This is a genomic window from Streptomyces sp. NPDC097640 (assembly GCF_040302705.1).
Lineage (GTDB): Bacteria > Actinomycetota > Actinomycetes > Streptomycetales > Streptomycetaceae > Streptomyces.
The window spans coordinates 85260-102358 of sequence record NZ_JBEOSB010000002.1 but is presented as its reverse complement, the minus strand read 5'-3'; the positions used below and the strand labels follow the sequence as shown (position 1 = coordinate 102358).

Annotated in this window: 15 protein-coding genes; 11 read left to right on the top strand and 4 right to left on the bottom strand. The window is 72.6% G+C overall.

Features of this window, described 5'->3' with window-relative positions:
* The first annotated feature begins 108 nt into the window (after nt 1-108).
* From ABTY62_RS02795 to ABTY62_RS02745, 11 genes are all read left to right on the top strand, one after another.
* Nucleotides 109-900, top strand: coding sequence for an HAD-IA family hydrolase (locus ABTY62_RS02795; RefSeq protein WP_352127543.1), 792 nt, complete (start codon nt 109-111; stop codon nt 898-900).
* A 42-nt stretch (nt 901-942) separates the two neighbouring features.
* The gene (locus ABTY62_RS02790) at nt 943-2175 is read left to right on the top strand and encodes a transaldolase family protein (RefSeq protein WP_352127542.1); all 1233 of its coding nucleotides are present in this window, start codon (nt 943-945) and stop codon (nt 2173-2175) included.
* A gap of 8 nt (nt 2176-2183) precedes the next feature.
* Nucleotides 2184-2957: a sulfotransferase-like domain-containing protein gene (locus tag ABTY62_RS02785; protein WP_352127541.1), complete on the top strand. Its 774-nt coding sequence runs from the start codon at nt 2184-2186 to the stop codon at nt 2955-2957.
* Nucleotides 2954-3685, top strand: a complete 732-nt coding sequence (locus ABTY62_RS02780; protein WP_352127540.1) for an SDR family NAD(P)-dependent oxidoreductase — start codon at nt 2954-2956, stop codon at nt 3683-3685. The genes ABTY62_RS02785 and ABTY62_RS02780 overlap by 4 nt, the downstream gene beginning before the upstream one ends.
* Before the next feature lie 38 nt (nt 3686-3723).
* On the top strand, nt 3724-4857 hold the full coding sequence (locus ABTY62_RS02775; RefSeq protein WP_352127539.1) for a hypothetical protein: 1134 nt from the start codon (nt 3724-3726) through the stop codon (nt 4855-4857).
* A gap of 73 nt (nt 4858-4930) precedes the next feature.
* The gene (locus tag ABTY62_RS02770; protein ID WP_352127538.1) at nt 4931-5716 is read left to right on the top strand and encodes a class I SAM-dependent methyltransferase; all 786 of its coding nucleotides are present in this window, start codon (nt 4931-4933) and stop codon (nt 5714-5716) included.
* Nucleotides 5717-5732: 16 nt separating this feature from the next.
* Nucleotides 5733-7058, top strand: coding sequence for an MFS transporter (locus ABTY62_RS02765; protein WP_352127537.1), 1326 nt, complete (start codon nt 5733-5735; stop codon nt 7056-7058).
* A complete protein-coding gene (cysC, locus tag ABTY62_RS02760; protein WP_352127536.1) occupies nt 7051-7659 on the top strand; it encodes an adenylyl-sulfate kinase in 609 nt (202 codons plus the stop codon). The genes ABTY62_RS02765 and cysC overlap by 8 nt, the downstream gene beginning before the upstream one ends.
* A complete protein-coding gene (gene cysD, locus ABTY62_RS02755; protein ID WP_502997390.1) occupies nt 7656-8594 on the top strand; it encodes a sulfate adenylyltransferase subunit CysD in 939 nt (312 codons plus the stop codon). The genes cysC and cysD overlap by 4 nt, the downstream gene beginning before the upstream one ends.
* A gap of 2 nt (nt 8595-8596) precedes the next feature.
* Entirely contained in the window at nt 8597-9910 is a 1314-nt protein-coding gene (locus ABTY62_RS02750) for a sulfate adenylyltransferase subunit 1 (RefSeq protein ID WP_352127535.1), read from the top strand.
* Complete coding sequence (locus ABTY62_RS02745; protein WP_352127534.1) at nt 9907-11361, top strand: FAD/NAD(P)-binding protein; 1455 nt, start codon at nt 9907-9909, stop codon at nt 11359-11361. Before ABTY62_RS02750 ends, ABTY62_RS02745 begins: the two co-directional genes overlap by 4 nt.
* A gap of 63 nt (nt 11362-11424) precedes the next feature.
* Here ABTY62_RS02745 and ABTY62_RS02740 read toward each other — a convergent pair whose 3' ends face one another.
* From ABTY62_RS02740 to ABTY62_RS02725, 4 genes are read right to left on the bottom strand one after another with little or no spacing between them, the layout of a single operon-like run.
* Nucleotides 11425-12654 carry a hypothetical protein gene (locus ABTY62_RS02740; RefSeq protein ID WP_352127533.1) on the bottom strand — a complete coding sequence of 410 codons (1230 nt, stop codon included), beginning with the start codon at nt 12652-12654 and terminating at the stop codon, nt 11425-11427.
* A gap of 7 nt (nt 12655-12661) precedes the next feature.
* Nucleotides 12662-13243: a hypothetical protein gene (locus ABTY62_RS02735; protein ID WP_352127532.1), complete on the bottom strand. Its 582-nt coding sequence runs from the start codon at nt 13241-13243 to the stop codon at nt 12662-12664.
* Nucleotides 13244-13245: 2 nt separating this feature from the next.
* Entirely contained in the window at nt 13246-14616 is a 1371-nt protein-coding gene (locus tag ABTY62_RS02730; protein ID WP_352127531.1) for a hypothetical protein, read from the bottom strand.
* A complete protein-coding gene (locus ABTY62_RS02725) occupies nt 14609-17053 on the bottom strand; it encodes a hypothetical protein (RefSeq protein ID WP_352127530.1) in 2445 nt (814 codons plus the stop codon). The genes ABTY62_RS02730 and ABTY62_RS02725 overlap by 8 nt, the downstream gene beginning before the upstream one ends.
* Between the last annotated feature and the right edge of the window lie 46 nt (nt 17054-17099).

The window sequence follows — 17099 nt, the reverse complement described above, 5'->3', positions numbered from 1 at the left end:
TCTGTCAACTCGGTCCGATTTGTTCGACTTTGGCGACCTTTCATCCGTCTCATGGGCTCGTTATCGAGCGAGAATCGGATCGTAAGGACGCACTGCTGTCCTGAAGTCATGGAAGCCACGACGGCACGGAATCCCGCTCGGAATCTCGTCATCTTCGACTGCGACGGCGTGCTGGTCGACAGTGAACGGCTCAGCGCCCGCGCCCTGCACGAGATGGGCACGGAATACGGATTCGACCTGTCGCCCGCCGAGGCACTGGCCTTCATTCGCGGCCGCAAGGTCGCGGAATGGGTGGCCGAGCTGGGGGCGCGCCGCGGCCGGAACCTTCCGGAGGACTTCGTCCGGGACTTCCGGGGCCGCTCGGCACGGCTCTTCACCGCGGAGCTCACGCCCGTGCCGGGCGTGCGCGGCGTCGTCGAGGGGCTGACCGTCCCCTACTGCGCCGCGTCCAGCGCTCCCCGCGACAAGATCCGGCACACGCTCGGGCTCACCGGCCTGCTGCCGCTCTTCGCGTCCCGGATCTACAGCGCGTACGAAGTCGGCTGCTGGAAGCCCGATCCGGGGCTGTTCCTGCACGCCGCCGCCGACCTGGGCGTGGCTCCCCACCGCTGCGCGGTGGTCGAGGACAGCCTGGTCGGGGTACGGGCCGCGGTGGCCGCCGGGATGCCGGTGTTCGGCTACGCCCCGCCCGAGAGCGGGACCGCCGATGTCCTGGCGGCGGCCGGCGCCGTCACCTTCCCGGCCATGAGCGCGCTGCCCGCCCTCCTGGATTCCGTGACACCTCGCCCGCCCCGCCCGCCCCGCCCCCGCACCGGCCCGGCGCGTTCCGTGAGCCCCGTCAGCACCCCGGCAGCGGCCCGTGAGTGCGCTGTCCGCCCGCTCGGCCCGGCTCGCCCCTGACTCCCCCGAATTCCGGGGACCGGATCGGAAGGTACCTCTCGTATGTCGCTCATTCTCGAAGAACTGCAACGGGTCAGTCCCGGCACCGAGATCTGGTGGGACTCCTCCCCGCTGGACTTTCCCCGCTGGCGGGACCGTTTTCTCGCCGACGCGCCCGACGGGGACTCCTACGCACGGTGGTCCGCCGAGCTGGAACGCTTTCTGCTCCCCGAAGCCCCCGGCACTTCCCTGGTGCGCGGCATCACCACCAATCCCTCGCTCGTGGCCCAGTCCATCCTCGCCACCCCCGAGCCGTGGCGCGGGGAAATCCGGGAGTTCATCGCCCGGCAGCCGTTCCCGGACGTCGAAGGCGTTTTCCGGAACGTCTACGAGGAGGCCCTCAGAAGGGCGGCGCTGCACATGCTGCCGATGTGGGAGGCGACCGACGGCCGGTTCGGCTGGGTGTCGGGACAGCTGGACCCACGGCTGACGTTCAACGCCGAGCTGATGACCGAGCAGGCGCTGCGGATCTCCCGGATCGCCCCCAACCTGATGGTGAAGGTGCCCGGCTCGGCCGCCGGCTACGAGGTCGTCCGGGAGCTGGTGGGCCGCGGTATCTCCGTCAACGGCACACTCTCCTACACCGTCCCGCAGTTCCTCGCCTACGCCGAGGCGGTCCGCGCCGGGCTGCGGCGGGCCCGCCGCGAGGGCGTCGACACCCGCCGCTGGCGCGCCGTGTTCACCCATATGATCGGCCGCTTCGGGGCCAACACCGACCTGCGCTACGAGGCCGCCATCCGTGGCCTGGACCTCACCCCCACCGACCTCCGCTGGGGCGAGCTCGCCATCCTCAAGCGCATCCACCGCCTGGTCGAGGAGCACGGCCTGCCGGTCAAGCCCCTGGTGTCCAGCCTGGAGGCCGACGACCCGAAGCTCGGCTTCGACACCCTGAGCATGCATCTCGAACACAGCGCGGGCGGCGCCATCGCCTACACCTGCAAGCCCCGGTTCGTCGCCGACGTGATGCGCCGCGACCGGGAGGCGCCGGCCTTCACCCCCGACGCCATCTCCGCGGACATCCCGGAGCAGGTGCTGGAGAAGCTGATGTGGCTGCCCTCGTTCCACCGCGCCTACGAGCCGCACGGCATGGCCCCCCACGAGTTCGCCCACTACGGCGCCTTCGTGTCGACGTACACCGAAGTGCTCGGCAACACCCGCAAGCTGCTCGACTTCATCGCCCATCAGTTCCAGACGCTGTCCGCCTCCGCGCGGCCCCTGGTCCTCTCCACGAGGTGACGCCCGCCATGACCGCACCCGACCCGCGCGCGCCGTCCGTGGCGCTGTGGAGCCATCCCCGCTCGATGTCCACGGCCCTGGAGCGGTCCTTCATCGAGCGAGGCGACTTCACGGTGTTCCACGAGGAGTTCGCCTACGTCTACTTCATGCACGAGAAGCGCGCCGAGATCCCGCACAAACACCCCCGCCCCGGCCACCCCCTCACCTATCCCGAGATCAAGCGGATGATGGAGGACGCCCGGCGCCAGGGCCCCGTGTTCCACAAGGACTTCCCGTACCACTGTCTCGACCACCTGTTGGCCGACCCGCGGTACCTCCTGGGCCAGATCAACACCTTCCTGGTCCGCGACCCCGAGGAAGCCGTTCTCTCCCATGCCACGGTGCACCCCGGGGTCACCCGCGAGGTGCTCGGATACGAGCAGCTGGCCCGGCTCTTCGACTTCGTACGGAAGCTGACCGGACGCACCCCGCTGGTCATCAACGCCGAGGACCTGGCGACCCGCCCGGAGCAGACCATCGCCGCCTACTGCGAGGCGGTCGGCATCCCGTTCCGGCCCGAGGCGCTGCGGTGGTCACAGGGCGAGCGGCCCGAGTGGGCCACCTGGAGCGGCTGGCACACCGATGTCTCCGCCAGCGACGGCATCCGGGCCCCGCGCCGCAACTACCGGTTCGGCTATGAGGACACGCCGCATCTGCGCGACTTCGCCCGTTACTGCCGCCCGTTCTACGAACACCTCGACAGCTTCCGGCTCCGGCCGGACCACAAGGAGGCACTGACATGACCACAGGCACGGTGATCGTCACCGGCGGCGCGAGCGGCGTCGGCCGGGCCCTGGTGGGCCGGCTGCTCGACGCCGGACGCACGGTCGTCACCTGCGACATCGACGAGGCGGGGCTGAAGGAGCTCGCCGAGGAACACCAGGGCCGGCCGCTGGAGACCCATGTCCGCGACGTGGCCTCGCACGAGGAGTGCGACACGTTCATGGACGCGGTCCTCGCCTCGCACCCCGACACCGACGCCCTGGTGAACAACGCGGGCCTGTACCTGGGCCAGCCCGTGTGGGAGTACGACGACGCCACCATCGAGCGCGTCATCGCGGTCAATGTGAAAGGCCCCGTGTGGCTGTCGCGGCGCTTCGCCGACCATCTGCTGCCCGCCCGGCGGCGCGGCGCGATCGTCAACCTGGCCTCGGTCGCCGGTGAGGTCGGCAGCTCGGACGCGCTCTACGGGACCGTGAAGGCCGGCGTCATCGGCCTCACCAAGTCCAACGCGATGAACTTCGCCCCGTACATCCGCGTCAACGTGGTCTCCCCCGGCCTGATCGTGAACACCGCCATCGCGGACCGCATCCCGGACTACCGCTACGCCGAGTACAAGCGACAGGAGCAGCTGGACGGGGACATCCGGCCCGAGTACGTGGCCGACGTGTGCGTGTTCCTGCTCGGCGACGGCTCCCGCACCCTCACCGGCGCGCTGCTGCGGGCCGACAACGGCTGCTACCCCCGCTGACGCCCCCGCCCGCCCACCCCACCGGAGAGCGCGACATCATGACCACACCCGACAAACCTCTGATCATGCTGGTCGGCATGGGCGACCTGTCGGCCAGGGTGCTCACCCTGCTGCTCGGCCACGACGCCACCAGCCGGGTGGTGCTGGCCGGCCGGGACGCCGAAACCGCCCGCCGCCGCGGCAACCTGGCCCTCTTCACCGCGGCCAACCTCGGCCGCCACGCCGACATCCGCTCCGTCGGGCTGGACCTGCGGAACGTGGCCGCCACCGCCGAGACCCTGGCCCGGGTCCGCCCCGACATCATCTTCATGGGCGCCTCGCTCCAGTCCTGGCGCGTCATCACCCAGCTTCCGAAGCCCGTCTTCGAGGAGCTGGACGAGGCCCAGCTCGGCCCCTGGCTGCCCATGCACCTGACCCTCAACCACCTGCTGATGCGGGCGGTCCGGGACTCCGGCACCGCGGCCCGCGTCGTCAACGCCGCGTTTCCGGACGCCGTCGGCCCGGTGCTCGACAAGGTCGGCCTCGCCCCCACCGTGGGCATCGGCAACGTCGCCAACATCGTGCCCGCCCTGACCCACGGCGCGGCACACCTGCTGGGCGCGCCCGTGGAGGAGGTGGAGCTGCGGCTGGTGGCCCAGCACTACTTCAGCCACTACGTGCCGCGCTTCGGCGACGCCGGCGAAGGCGCCTACCACCTCGAGGTGCGGGTCGCCGGCGCCCCGGCCGCCGTGGACCACCACCGGCTCTTCGCCCAGCTCGACAACCGCCTCAAGCGGCTGGGCGGCATCGACGGCCAGCTGCTGACCGCCTCGTCGGCGGTCCGGGTGCTGCACGGCATGGCCGCCGACAGCGGCGTACGGGCGCACACGCCCGCGCCGGGCGGGCTGCCCGGCGGCTACCCGGTGCGGATACGCCGGGACGGGGCCGAACTCGACCTGCCCGAGGGCCTCACCGTGGAGCGCGCGGTGCGCATCAACGAGGACTGTCAGCGGGCCGACGGCATCGAGCGGATCGACGACGACGCGACCGTGCACTTCACCGAGCGCGAGTCGGCCGTCATGAACCGGCTCCTGGGCTACGACTGCACCAGCGTCAAGCTCGGCGACTGCCCCCATTGGGCCGATGAACTCGCCCGCAAATACGGGGAGTTCGCGACACGCTCCGGCACCTGACCGCGCCGCGCCGCGCCCCGCCGGTGCGGCGCGGCTCCCGATCCCCCTCCGTCCCACCCTGGAGAGACATCTCATGACCACCACCCCAACCACGCGGACGGTGCTCGACGACCACCGCACCGCCGACGACTTCGCGGCGCAGTACGGCACCGCGCTCGTGGACCGCTGGGACGACCTCATCGACTGGGACCGCCGCGAACGGAGCGAACAGGGATTCTTCGCGAAGCTGCTGACGGCCGCGAAGGCACATCGGGTCCTCGACGTCGCGGCCGGCACGGGCTATCACTCGGTGTCCCTCGCCCGGCACGGCTTCGATGTGACCGCCGTCGACGGCAGCCCCGAGATGGTCGCGCGGACCCGGCGCAACGCGGCCCGCCACGGCCTCACGTTCCCCGTGGTCGAGGCCGACTGGCGCACCCTGCGCCGCCATCTGGACGGCCGCTACGACGCGGTCGTCTGCCTCGGCAGCTCCTTCCCGCACCTCTTCCACGAGGCGGACCGCAGGGCGGTGCTGGCCGAGTTCCGCGAGGCGCTGAACCCGGGCGGCATCCTCATCGTCGACCACCGCAACTTCGACTCCATCCGCCGCCACCGCTATCGCAGCAGCGGCAACTACTACTACTGCGGCACGGGCGCCTCGGTCTCCGTCGCGCGCGTCGACGACCGGCTGTGCCGGTTCCGCTACGAGTTCGGCGACGGGGACGTCCACCACCTGGAGGTCTATCCGATCCTGTCCGCCGAGCTCTCCGGCCTGCTGCTGGACTCGGGCTTCGACTCGGTGCGGGACTTCGGGGACTTCCGCGAGGACTTCGACGCGTATGACGCGGACTTCATCATCCACGTCGCCCGCACGTCGTAGGGAAGGACGGCACACTGTGGCAACCGACACCCCGGTGAACCCCAAGGACACCGACCGCGCGCGGACCCTCGCCGGCTTCGCCATCACGGTGCTGCTGACCAGCTTCGTGGCGGCCACCTACGGATTCGGGTTCTACCTGTTCGCGCAGATCGTCACGGACATGCGCGAGGACCTCGGCTTCGGCTACACCGTCGTGGGCACCGTGACGGCGGCCGGGCAGCTGGGCTTCCTGCTGTTCGCCCTGCTCGGCACCTGGCTGTCCACCCGGGTCGGCGCCGGGTATGTGACCATCGGCTCGGCCGCCCTGTGCGGCCTGTGTCTGGTCCTCGTCCCGGTCACCGACAGCATCGTGGTCATCGGAATCCTGCTCACCATCATGGGCGGCACCGCCGCCTCGGTGTATGTGCCCCTGGTGGAGATCGTCGGCAAGGTCATCGACTACCGCCACCGGGGCAAGGTCCTCGGGCTCATCTCCAGCGGCACCAGCTACGGCGTCGTGGTCAACAGTCTCCTGGTGCCCGCCTTCGTGGGCGCCGGCAACTGGCGCGGCCTGTGGTACTGCGTGGGCCTCGGCACCCTGATGACCACCGCCGTCGCGACCTTCACCTTTCTGCGGCTCGGGCTCTTCCGCGGCGCCGACGGCGAGCCCGGCCACGCGCCGGAGCAGTCGGGAGAGGGCGACGAGCCCGCCGCCGACAGCGCCAGGGCGGGCTGGCGGATGGTGCTCGTCCGCTGGGTGGTCATCGTCTGGATCATCAAGTTCCTGAACGGTTTCGCCTGTATGCCCTTCCAGAACTATCTCTCCCCCTACCTGCGCGAGGAGCAGGGCTTCGACATCCACTCCGCGGCGCAGGTCTGGGGAGTCATCGGCTTCATCGGGATGTTCGCGGGGTTCGCGGTCGGCTGGCTCTCCGACCGGATCGGCGTGCGCACCTCGCTGCTGCTGTGCTACGCGATGTTCTTCGTGTCGGCGATGCTGCTCGTCCTCGCGCCGGTCCACTTCCTCCCGATGGTGTCGGGCGTGCTGTTCGCACTCGCCTTCTACCCCATCTACGGCCTGGTCCCGGCGTATGTCTCCAAGTCCGCGTCCGGCGCGGCGGCCACCGTCATCTTCGGCGTCACCAACGTCACCCAGGGCCTCGGCGGAATCGTCGGCAACTACACCGCCGGCTTCCTCAAATCCGCCACGGGCGACTTCAGGTGGTACTACGTCGTGATCGCCGCGACCACGGTCGTGCTGGGCTTCCTGGCCACGCGGCTGCCCCGCGAAGGCTCCCCCGAGAGCGCGGTGGGCAAGCGGCCCCCTCCGTCCCGAGTCGACAAGGACCTCGCCCATGCCTAGCCCCCACACCCTGTCCCCGACCCGCACCACCACCCCCGCGATCGACCGCACCCCCTTCTGCACCTGCTGCCCCGGGGCGACGGTGTGGCTGACCGGGCTGCCCAGCGCGGGCAAGACCACCATCGCGTACGAGCTGGCGGACCGGATACGCGCCGAGGGCCGCCGGGTCGAGGTACTGGACGGCGACGAGCTGCGCCGCTTCCTCTCGGCGGGCCTGGGGTTCGGCCGCGCGGACCGGCACACCAACGTCCAGCGCATCGGACTCGTCGCCGAGATCCTCGCGCGCAACGGGGTGCTGGCCCTCGTGCCCGTCATCGCGCCGTATGCGGAGAGCCGTGCGGCGGTGCGCGCCCGCCACGCGGCCTCCGGCACGCCCTACCTCGAGGTGCATGTGGCCGCACCGGTCGAGGTGTGCTCCGTACGCGATGTGAAGGGCCTGTACGCCAGAGCGGCCGCGGGCGAGCTGACCGGGCTGACCGGGGTCGACGACCCGTACGAGGAGCCCGAGTCGCCCGATCTGCGGATCGCGTCGCACACCGAGCCGGCAACGGAGTCGGCACAGGCGCTGTATGCGCTGCTCACGGAGAGGGGGCTGGCGTGACCAGGAGCATCACCCGCGTCGAGGCCGACCTGGACGGCCCGTACACGCTGTCCCATCTGAACACGCTGGAGTCGGAGGCGGTGCACATCTTCCGCGAGGTGGCGGGCGAGTTCGAGCGGCCGGTGATCCTGTTCTCCGGCGGCAAGGACTCCATCGTCATGCTGCACCTCGCCGTGAAGGCGTTCGCCCCGGCGCCGGTGCCCTTCGCCCTGCTGCACGTGGACACCGGACACAACTTCCCCGAGGTCATCGACTACCGGGACCGCACGGTGGCCCGGCACCGCCTGCGGCTGCACGTGGCCTCCGTCCAGGACTACATCGACCGCGGGGTCCTCAAGGAGCGCCCCGACGGCACCCGCAACCCGCTCCAGACGCTGCCGCTGACGGAGAAGATCCAGGCCGAGCGGTTCGACGCGGTGTTCGGCGGCGGGCGCCGCGACGAGGAGAAGGCCCGCGCCAAGGAGCGGGTGTTCTCGCTGCGGGACGAGTTCTCGCAGTGGGACCCGCGCCGCCAGCGCCCCGAGCTGTGGAACCTCTACAACGGCCGCCACGCACCGGGCGAGCACGTCCGCGTGTTCCCGCTGTCCAACTGGACCGAGCTGGACGTGTGGCAGTACATCGCGCGGGAGGGCATCACGCTGCCGGCCATCTACTTCGCCCACCGCCGCGAGGTCTTCCGGCGCACCGGCATGTGGCTGACCGCCGGCGACTGGGGTGGCCCGAGGGACGGCGAAACCGTGGAGAAGCGCCTCGTGCGGTACCGGACCGTGGGAGACATGTCCTGCACGGGGGCCGTCGACTCCGACGCCACCACGCTGGACGCCGTCATCGCCGAGATCGCCGCCTCCCGGCTCACCGAGCGCGGCGCCACCCGCGCCGACGACAAACTCTCCGAGGCCGCGATGGAAGACCGCAAACGGGAAGGGTACTTCTGACCATGACCACCACCCCGTCCGGCACCGTCGACACCCTGCGCTTCGCCACCGCGGGCTCCGTCGACGACGGCAAGTCCACCCTCGTCGGCCGTCTTCTGCACGACTCCAAGTCGGTCCTCGCCGACCAGCTGGAGGCCGTGGAGCGCGCGTCGGCCAACCGGGGCCAGGAAGGCCCCGACCTCGCGCTGCTCACCGACGGCCTGCGCGCCGAGCGCGAGCAGGGCATCACCATCGACGTGGCCTACCGCTACTTCGCCACGCCCCGGCGCCGGTTCATCCTCGCCGACACCCCCGGCCATGTGCAGTACACCCGCAACATGGTCACCGGCGCCTCCACCGCCGAACTCACGGTGATCCTGGTCGACGCCCGCAACGGCGTCGTCGAGCAGACCCGCCGCCACGCCGCCATCGCAGCCCTGCTGCGCGTCCCGCACGTGGTCCTCGCCGTCAACAAGATGGACCTCGTCGGCTACCGGGAGCCGGTCTTCGCCACCATCGCCGAGGAGTTCACGGCCTACGCCACCGAACTCGGCATCCCCGGCTGGGGGTCTGGGGGAAACCCCCAGGAAAAATGGTGTACCGCCATCCCGATCTCGGCGCTGGCGGGCGACAACGTGGTGGAGCCGTCCGCCACCATGGACTGGTACGGCGGCCCGACCGTCCTCGAACACCTCGAGGCCGTGCGCACCACGGGATCCCCCTCGCGGGAGCCGATGCGGTTCCCCGTCCAGTACGTCACCCGGCCGCGGACCGCCGAACACCCCGACTACCGCGGCTACGCGGGCCAGATCGCCTCCGGCACGCTCCGCGTCGGCGAGCGGATCGCCGTGCTGCCCTCCGGCCGTACGACGACGATCTCCGGCATCGACCTGCTCGGCGAACCGGTCGATGTGGCGCGGGCGCCCCAGTCGGTCACGGTGCTTCTCTCGGCAGACCTCGATGTGGGCCGCGGCGACCTGATCGCGCCGGCCGGGGCGCCCCCCGCGCCCGTGCGGGACGTCGTCGCCACGGTCTGCCATGTCGCGGACGAGCCGCTGGTGCCCGGCCGGCGGGTGCTGCTCAAACACACCACCCGCACCGTGCAGGCGGTCGTCAAGGACATCCCGTCCCGGCTGACGCTCGACGACCTGTCCCGGCATCCCGATCCTGGACGGCTGGTCGCCAACGACATCGGCACCGTCGTCCTCCGGACCGCTGAGCCGATCGCGTGCGACGCCTACGCCGAGTGCCGGCGCACGGGCGCGTTCATCCTGATCGACCCGGCCGACGGCACCACCCTGACCGCCGGCATGGTGGACGGGCGGCCACCATCATGAGCGACCGCCACGGGGAGACGGCCTACCGGGTCGCCGTCGTCGGGGCGGGCGCGGCGGGCACACTCGTGTGCGCCGCGCTCCTGAACGCGGCCTCCGCCGGCGGGCTGCGCGTACGGGTGGACCTGGTCGATCCCTCCCCCGACACGGGACGGGGCGTCGCCTACCGGACACCGGACCCCCGCCACCTGCTGAACGTGCCCGCCGGGCGGATGAGCGCGACCGACGACGCCGACGACTTCCGCCGCTGGCTGTCGGCGCGCGAAGGCCGTGCGGTCGGGCCCGGGGAGTACGTTCCCCGGGCCCGCTACGGCGGCTATCTGGCCGACCGGTTGAGATGTGCCGCCGCGGACGCGGCTCCGTACGGGTCCCTGCGCCGAGTGCACGACCGGGCCGAGGGGGTCAGCGCCTGCGACGGGGCGGTGCGGCTGGGCCTGCGCGGCGGCGCGGTCCTGGAGTCGGACGCGGCCGTGCTCGCGCTCGGCCAGCTGGCGCCGAGGACCGGCTGGGCCCCGCCGGCCCTGCGGGCCTCGGGCCGCTTCGTCGCCGATCCTTGGTGCCCGGGGGTGCCGGCGTCGATCCCCGGGGATCGCGATGTCCTGCTGGTGGGCACGGGCCTGACGATGTGCGACATGGCCCGGTCGCTGGTCCGGCCGGGCCGGACGGTGTACGCGGTGTCCCGGCACGGTCTGCTTCCGGCCGCCCACGCCTCGGCTCCGGCCGCACCCCTCGCCCCCGGCGCACCGCCGGAGGTGCGGTCCCTCGCCGCCCTCGAGCGCCTGGTCATGCTGCGGGCGGCGCGGGCGCGCCGCGCCTGCGGTGACTGGCGGCCCGCTCTGGACGCGCTGCGCCCGCACACCGCCGCGGTGTGGCAGCGCCTTTCGGTCGCGGAGCAGCGGGAGTTCCTGCGGACGCGGCTGCGGTGGTGGGAGGTCCACCGCCACCGCATGCCGCCCGACACCCACGCGGCCGTCCGGGGCGCGCTGGGGACGGGCGGCCTGCGGGTCCTGCGCGGGGCGCTGCGTGCGGAGGACTTCCGCGTCACCGCGTCCGGCGAAGTCCGCGTCCGGCTTCCGGCGCCGTACGCGGGCTGGACCGGGCCGCTCGGCGCCGTCGTCAACTGCACCGGTACGGAGGGCCGGGTGACCGAGGCCGCCGACCCGCTCGTCCACGGCCTCCTGGCCGCGGGCCTCGCCCGCCCCGGCCCGCACGCCCTGGGCTTCGACACGGCCCCCGACGGCCGCCTCCTGCCCGCCTTCCCGCCCGGCCCGGGAGATCCCGCGCCCCTGTGGACGCTCGGATCGCTGCGCCGCGGCAACCTGTGGGAGACGACGGCGATCCCCGAGATCCGCGTCCAGGCGAACCGGATCGCCACCGCCGTCGTCGCCCTGTTGGCGGGCCACCGCCCGGCCGAGCGGCAGCCCACCACCCCGTACCTTGCACAACCGGTCTAGCGCACCCTTCCCCCGCCCCTTCCCGGGAGGGGCGGGGAGGGGGACGAGCCCGCCGGGGCGCCGTCAGCGGAGGGGCATCGGGTCCTTGGCGCCGACCCGTGCCGCGTGCACCGCCGCGCCCTGCCCGCTCGCCGCCGAGCCGGTGCCCACCGACGCGGGCGACGAGGCGATCACGCTCGCGTTGCCGAGCGCCCGTACGGTGCCCGGGTCCAGCCGCGTCGCGCGGGAGCGGACATTGGTGCCGGTGACATGGGACCAGTGGTGGATGATCCGGTCCATGACCGGGCGCAGCTGCGAGCCGCGGGTGTAGAAGTACTCGGGCTGCTGGGTCGGCTCCAGCCGCCGCTCGATCGAGTACAGCAGCAGTGAGACGTCCGGCCCGAGCTGGAGGAACGACCGGGAGTCCTGATGAGCGTCCAGCTTGACCCGCGCGCCGAGCCGCCGCAGCCGCTCGTGCGGGGTGCTGGCGGTGGCCCGCAGGTCGCGCACCACCGGGCTCTCCCAGCTGATCGCCAGATGCAGCCAGGACAGGAAGGTCACCGCGACGAACTCCTCGTGCGCCAGCCCCGCCTGTGACGGGCCGCGCCGGTCCAGCATGACGTCGCCGATCTCCTGGACCAGGTCCTGGATGCGGAAGTCGTCCGTCGGGTTCGCGCCCGAGGTGTTGCTGGAATGCTGGATGCCAATGGACACCTCCTCCAGCAACTGCCCGAAGATCACGGGGAAGCGCTGGTTGGTGACGTCGGTGCGGTGGTACGGATACGCCCCGGGCTTGCCGCCCCGGCCGTGGTTCAGATCGAGCCCGAGCAGCCGGTGGTAGGCGTTGCGGCGGACGGCGTCCGCGTCGGGCCGCAGCTCGCCCGTGACGGCCAGCACCGACAGGGGCCCGGGGTCGCGGAAGAACAGCCGCTCGGTCTGGTCCAGCCACTGGAGGGTCTCGGCGGACGGCGTGTTGAAGTTCTCCGTGTTGAAGAAGGACACCAGGATGCGCCGGAAGATCTCCAGGATCCGGGTGTTCTCCAGCATGTAGGCGTAGACGAGATGGTCGGTCTTCTCCGGCAGCTGGATCTCGGTCTCCTGGAAGCCGGTCAGCACCCTCCGAGCATTCTCCTGGGCGTCGCGCGCGTACGCCGGGTCCCGCACGGGGAAGGACTCGCTCTTCTGCTGCCAGGTCGCCTCGACCAGCGAGGCGAGGTCGCCCGCAGTCTGCCGCGAGATGAACTCCGCCACCTGCGCGAATGTCTTCTTGGGCTGGGAAGCCGCCAGCAGGGCGCCGGCGAGTTGCATGAACACGGGTCGGTCACCTCTCGGGAGTCAGGACATCGGCGGACAGGGAGAGCCTGCGGCGGGAGACGGTGGTGTCCGGGCTGTACGTCCGGGTCTCCCCCGCCGTGTCCTTGTAGACGACGCTGCCGGTGACGGCGAAGGGGCCGGGGCCCTTCGGTATGCCCACGGGGGCCACGAGATAGCCGCCCCGGGCCAGGGTGGGCTTCGGCCCGCCCGGGTAGGTGTACCTCTCCACCCCGTCGATCCTGATCGAGACCTTGAACGCCTCGGGTTTCGACGGGGAGTTCACCACATGGGTGACGACCTGGGCCTGTGCCTCGGCCGCGTCGCTCCAGCGGGTGGTGAACGGGGGGTAGGCCGGCGTCGGCCTGCGCCCGGCGATGGCGTCGTGCGCGGTGAGGAACTCCGCGTAGAGGCTGTTGAAGGAGGCCGCTCCCAGCTTCTCCTCGTCGGTGAGCTCCTGCCGGGCCAGCCGCCGCGGCAGCAGGCGCAGCTGGTCGACGACGCCCTGAAGCGGGTTCGGGGCCGGGTCCGCCGCGGTGGCGACCGCGGTGGAGGGCTCGATCTGTTTGGGTGTGGTGCCTGTGGTGGTCATGGTCAGCCTTTCCTGCCGAGCGCCAGCAGCCAGTTCTCGAACTCGGTGCGTGCCTTATCCGCGTCGGGGCCGTCGAGTGACAGCCGCAGGCAGCCAAGAGCGAGAATCCGGAGCGGTTCCGCATCGGCCCAGTAATCGGATGTGTAGAGCGCGGGCCCGCCGCGCCGGGACAGGGCCGCGAGCTCGCCGGGCGACACCCGGCCGGGGTCAAGCAGCGCCGCGAGCGGCCGTCCGCGGAAGGCGGACGCGGACTGGCGCAGGCAGGCCCGGGCCAGCCGGGGGATCACCGGTACGGCCCGCCGCAGCGCGTCCGCGCGCTCCTTCGGCAGGTCGTCGAGCGGGTACGAGCGCAGCCAGGCGCGCTCCATGTCGTCCCAGGGCCCGCTGCCGTACCAGTCACGGCACATCGCGGCGCCGAGCAGCACGCGCAGATACGCGGGCGGGTGCGGGTCGCCCGCCAGGACGGTGGTCACGGCCTGCGGCGGTCCCGCGATGACATCGTGCAGGGCGGCCAGGGCCGCGTAGCCGGTGTGCGCGAAGGCGTACGCGTCGGCGGCGATCTCCTGCGCCCACTGCGCCCACGCGTCGGCGACGGCCTCGCCTCCCGGGCGGGCGGCGGTGTGCAGCGCCCGGGCCAGCTCCTCGTTCCAGCCGAGCTGGAAGGCGACCTGGTGGCCCGTCTCGTGGATGAGCGCGGTCGGGCGGAGCAGATTGTGCCGGGTGATCTTGATGGCCGCCACCGGGCTGATGGCCGCCGGATCCCACAGCCGCACCCCGGCACGGAGGATCGAGGCCCCCATCCCCTTGTCGATGTAGGTGAGCACCTCGGGCACGGGCTGCCCGAGCTGTGGCAGGACCGCCGTCATGCTGCGGACGGCGAGCAGGTCGCAGGCGCGCAGCAGCGCGGTCAGCCGCTGCCCGGTGCGGGTGTTGACGGCGTCGCCGTAGAAGTCGGCGACCGTCTCCACGCGCTGGATGTCGCGGCGCACCGCCACCACGCCCCGGCGCACGGCCTGTACCTCCTCGACCGAGCGGGCCCGGGCCAGCGCGCCCGCGAGCGCGCGTGTCCTCGGGCGCAACCGGTCCACGGCGCGCTGTAGTTCGGTGCGGAGGGCGATCCCGAGCCGGTGTTCCAGCGAGGCCCAGGCGGCCGCCGAGGCGAAGTTCTCCGGCTGGGCCAGGCCCTCGGTGGCGGCGGTCCAGTGGGCGAGCTGCCGGGCGGTCTGGACACGTAACGCCGCCGCGTCCGGACCCTCTTCCGGTGTGGTGTCGGCAGGCCGCGGCCGCGGATCCGTCGCGCCCGGGTGCGCGGGGGCGGGCGGGGGCACGTCGACCGGGACCGCCCGGGGTCTCGGCCGGAGCGTCTCAACCACGGTGACGGCCCGCCTTGACCTCCACCTTGGCGGCGGGCTCGGCGGCGAGCGCGGCGACGGCCCGGGACACCTCGGGCAGGGAGGGCAGCCGGCGCCCCAGGATGCCGGTGACGATCCCGACCAGCGGGGCGCCGGGCAGGGTGACGACCAGCGTGACCCCGTCCCTCGGGTCCTGGAGCGCGCGGGCGAACTCGTCGACCCGGCCCTTGAAGTACTGCGCGAACGCCTGGCTCGCCGCCCGCTTCAGCCCCTCCGCGACGGCGTCGCGCAGCCGTGGCGGAAGCGACGAGACGAACTCCTCGCCCTCGTCGGCCGGGGACAGGTGCGAGGACTGCTCGTACGCCTCGCGGAACACCCGCACATTGCGGCTCTCGCCGCCGAACAGCGCCGTCACCGTGGCCTCGGCCAGCGCGGAGCCGAGGCTGCCGAGGAAGGGGCCCACGGCGGGCGGCGTGCCCGCCGACCGCAGGATCTCCTGCGCCCGCTCCTCGGCCAGGTGGAGCGCGATGGCCAGGCTCTCCCGGCCCGCGCGGGCGTCGACGGTGAGCTGGACCTCGGTGGGCGTGCGCGGGTGTCCGGGCGCCGCGGCCCCGCCGCCCGCGCCCTGGCGCCGGTCGGCCAGTTCGATGCCGTACAGCCGCACCCCCCTGGGCAGTTGGCGCCCCTTGACGACCTTCGGGACCTTCGCCATGCCGAGCCCGGGGTGGCCGAGGAGGGAGTCGGCGGCCTGCCGGGTGAGCGGCAGCAGGGTCAGCAGCCGGGCGCCCGCGCGCCCGGCGCCGCGCTGCTCGGCGGCCTGGATCTGGCGGGCCCAGCTGTGGGCTCCGGCCTCGTACAGGTGGATCTTCAGCCGCACCGGGAAGGCGCGCACCCGGAACTGGTCCCGCAACACCGTGGCCAGCGGTGTCCCGCCGCCGGTGCGCAGCGCGGCGGCCTGCTCGGCGCCGACCTCCACCTCGAAGACGCGCGAGTACTTCTTGTAGCGCAGCGCTCCCTTGGCGCCGCGCGGCAGCGGCACCCACATGCCCTTGACCCCGGGGGCCTCGGTCTCCGCCAGGTCCTCGCGCAGGAGGGTGGAGGGGATGTTCGCGGCGGCGGCGACGTTGAACGCCTTGCCCGCGGCGACCTCGAGCCGCACCGGGTCCTCCAGCTCCTCGGCGGGGAGCTGGGCGAGCTGCCGGACGGTGTCCTCGGCGGTGGCGGCGAGCGCGCTCGCCGCGAGCCGCTCCGGCGCCTCCGCGGCGGTCTCCATGCTGAGGAGCTTCAGGCCGGTGTCGGCGATGGCGTCGGCCAGGATGCGGGCGTTGCGCGGGCCGGTGAACTTGCCGATGAGCGCGGCGAGCAGGTTGGACAGCGCCCCGACGACGTTCTGCCGCCCGGCGATCTGGACGATCTTGCGCACGATGGGCAGCGCGGCCATCACGACCGGCAGGAACTCCTCCAGCGCGGGCCGCGGATCACCGCCGTCCGGCAGTCGGCCGAGCACCTCGGTGAACCGCTCCCGGGCCTCGGCCAGCGATTCGGCCTCGGCGGCCGGGCTCTGGTGTCCGTATGCCTCGGCGGCCCCGCCGGACAGGGACTGGGCGGCCTCGGCGGCCCACGCCTCGCGCTCGCTCTCCTCGCCCGTCAGCAGCAGGCCCGCGGTGGCTCCGGCGAGTTCGAGGCTGAGCAGGGCGGCCGGGGCCGGCTCCGCGCCGAGCGCCTCGGCGGCCGGCGCCCGGTCGGCGCTCTCCGCCTCCTCCGCCTCCGTCATCGGCGCCTCGCGCAGCAGCTTCCGGGCGAGCTGGGTGGCGATCGGGCGGACCGGGGCGGGCAGCCGGCCGATGGCGATCTTCAGCACCCGCATCAGCAACGGCTGCACGATCGGGCGCAGCTGGCGCAGGATGACGCCGATGGGCATCACCTTGGCCACCGCCTTGACGCCGGTCTTGACGGCCTGGACGCCCTTCTTGGCCAGGTTCACCGCGCCGCTGACCGCCTTCTTGGCGAAGTTCTTCAGCGCTCCCAGGAACTGCTCGAAGGCGGGCGACTCCCCCACGCCGGCCGGTGGCGCCACCGACTCGAAGACGCTCTCCAGCTCGGCCTCGGTGAGCGAGCGCGTGTCCGCCTCGCCCGCGGCCTCGGCGAGCGCCTCCAGATACCGCTCCGCCTGCTCGGCAAGCGCCTCCAGATGCTCGCGCGCCGGCTGCTCCGCCGCCTCCGAGGCGGTGGCGCCCACCAGGGCGGCCGAGTGCTCGGCGTGTAACGCGGCCGTCTCCTCGAGCAGTTCGGAGAGGGCCTCTTCCATCTCGTCCGAGTAGAGCTCGGCGAGCAGTTCGCGCACCGCCTCGCTGTGCGCGTCCACGGACCCGCACCCGGTGTCGCGGGCCGCGCCCCGGAACGGGCTGTCCAGGTAGGACGCGGACGGCGCCTCGGTCCATTCCTCTTCATCGGACACGTCCCCCCGCTCTTCCGAGCGGAAGGGGGAGGTGGGTGCCCATGCC

Coding starts and splice junctions, on each gene's coding strand:
- ABTY62_RS02795 (WP_352127543.1), top strand. CDS start 109: ATGGAAGCCACGACGGCACGGAATCCCGCTCGGAATCTCGTCATCTTC.
- ABTY62_RS02780 (WP_352127540.1), top strand. CDS start 2,954: ATGACCACAGGCACGGTGATCGTCACCGGCGGCGCGAGCGGCGTCGGC.
- ABTY62_RS02745 (WP_352127534.1), top strand. CDS start 9,907: ATGAGCGACCGCCACGGGGAGACGGCCTACCGGGTCGCCGTCGTCGGG.
- ABTY62_RS02790 (WP_352127542.1), top strand. CDS start 943: ATGTCGCTCATTCTCGAAGAACTGCAACGGGTCAGTCCCGGCACCGAG.
- ABTY62_RS02770 (WP_352127538.1), top strand. CDS start 4,931: ATGACCACCACCCCAACCACGCGGACGGTGCTCGACGACCACCGCACC.
- ABTY62_RS02785 (WP_352127541.1), top strand. CDS start 2,184: ATGACCGCACCCGACCCGCGCGCGCCGTCCGTGGCGCTGTGGAGCCAT.
- ABTY62_RS02750 (WP_352127535.1), top strand. CDS start 8,597: ATGACCACCACCCCGTCCGGCACCGTCGACACCCTGCGCTTCGCCACC.
- cysC (WP_352127536.1), top strand. CDS start 7,051: ATGCCTAGCCCCCACACCCTGTCCCCGACCCGCACCACCACCCCCGCG.
- ABTY62_RS02735 (WP_352127532.1), bottom strand. CDS start 13,243: ATGACCACCACAGGCACCACACCCAAACAGATCGAGCCCTCCACCGCG.
- ABTY62_RS02775 (WP_352127539.1), top strand. CDS start 3,724: ATGACCACACCCGACAAACCTCTGATCATGCTGGTCGGCATGGGCGAC.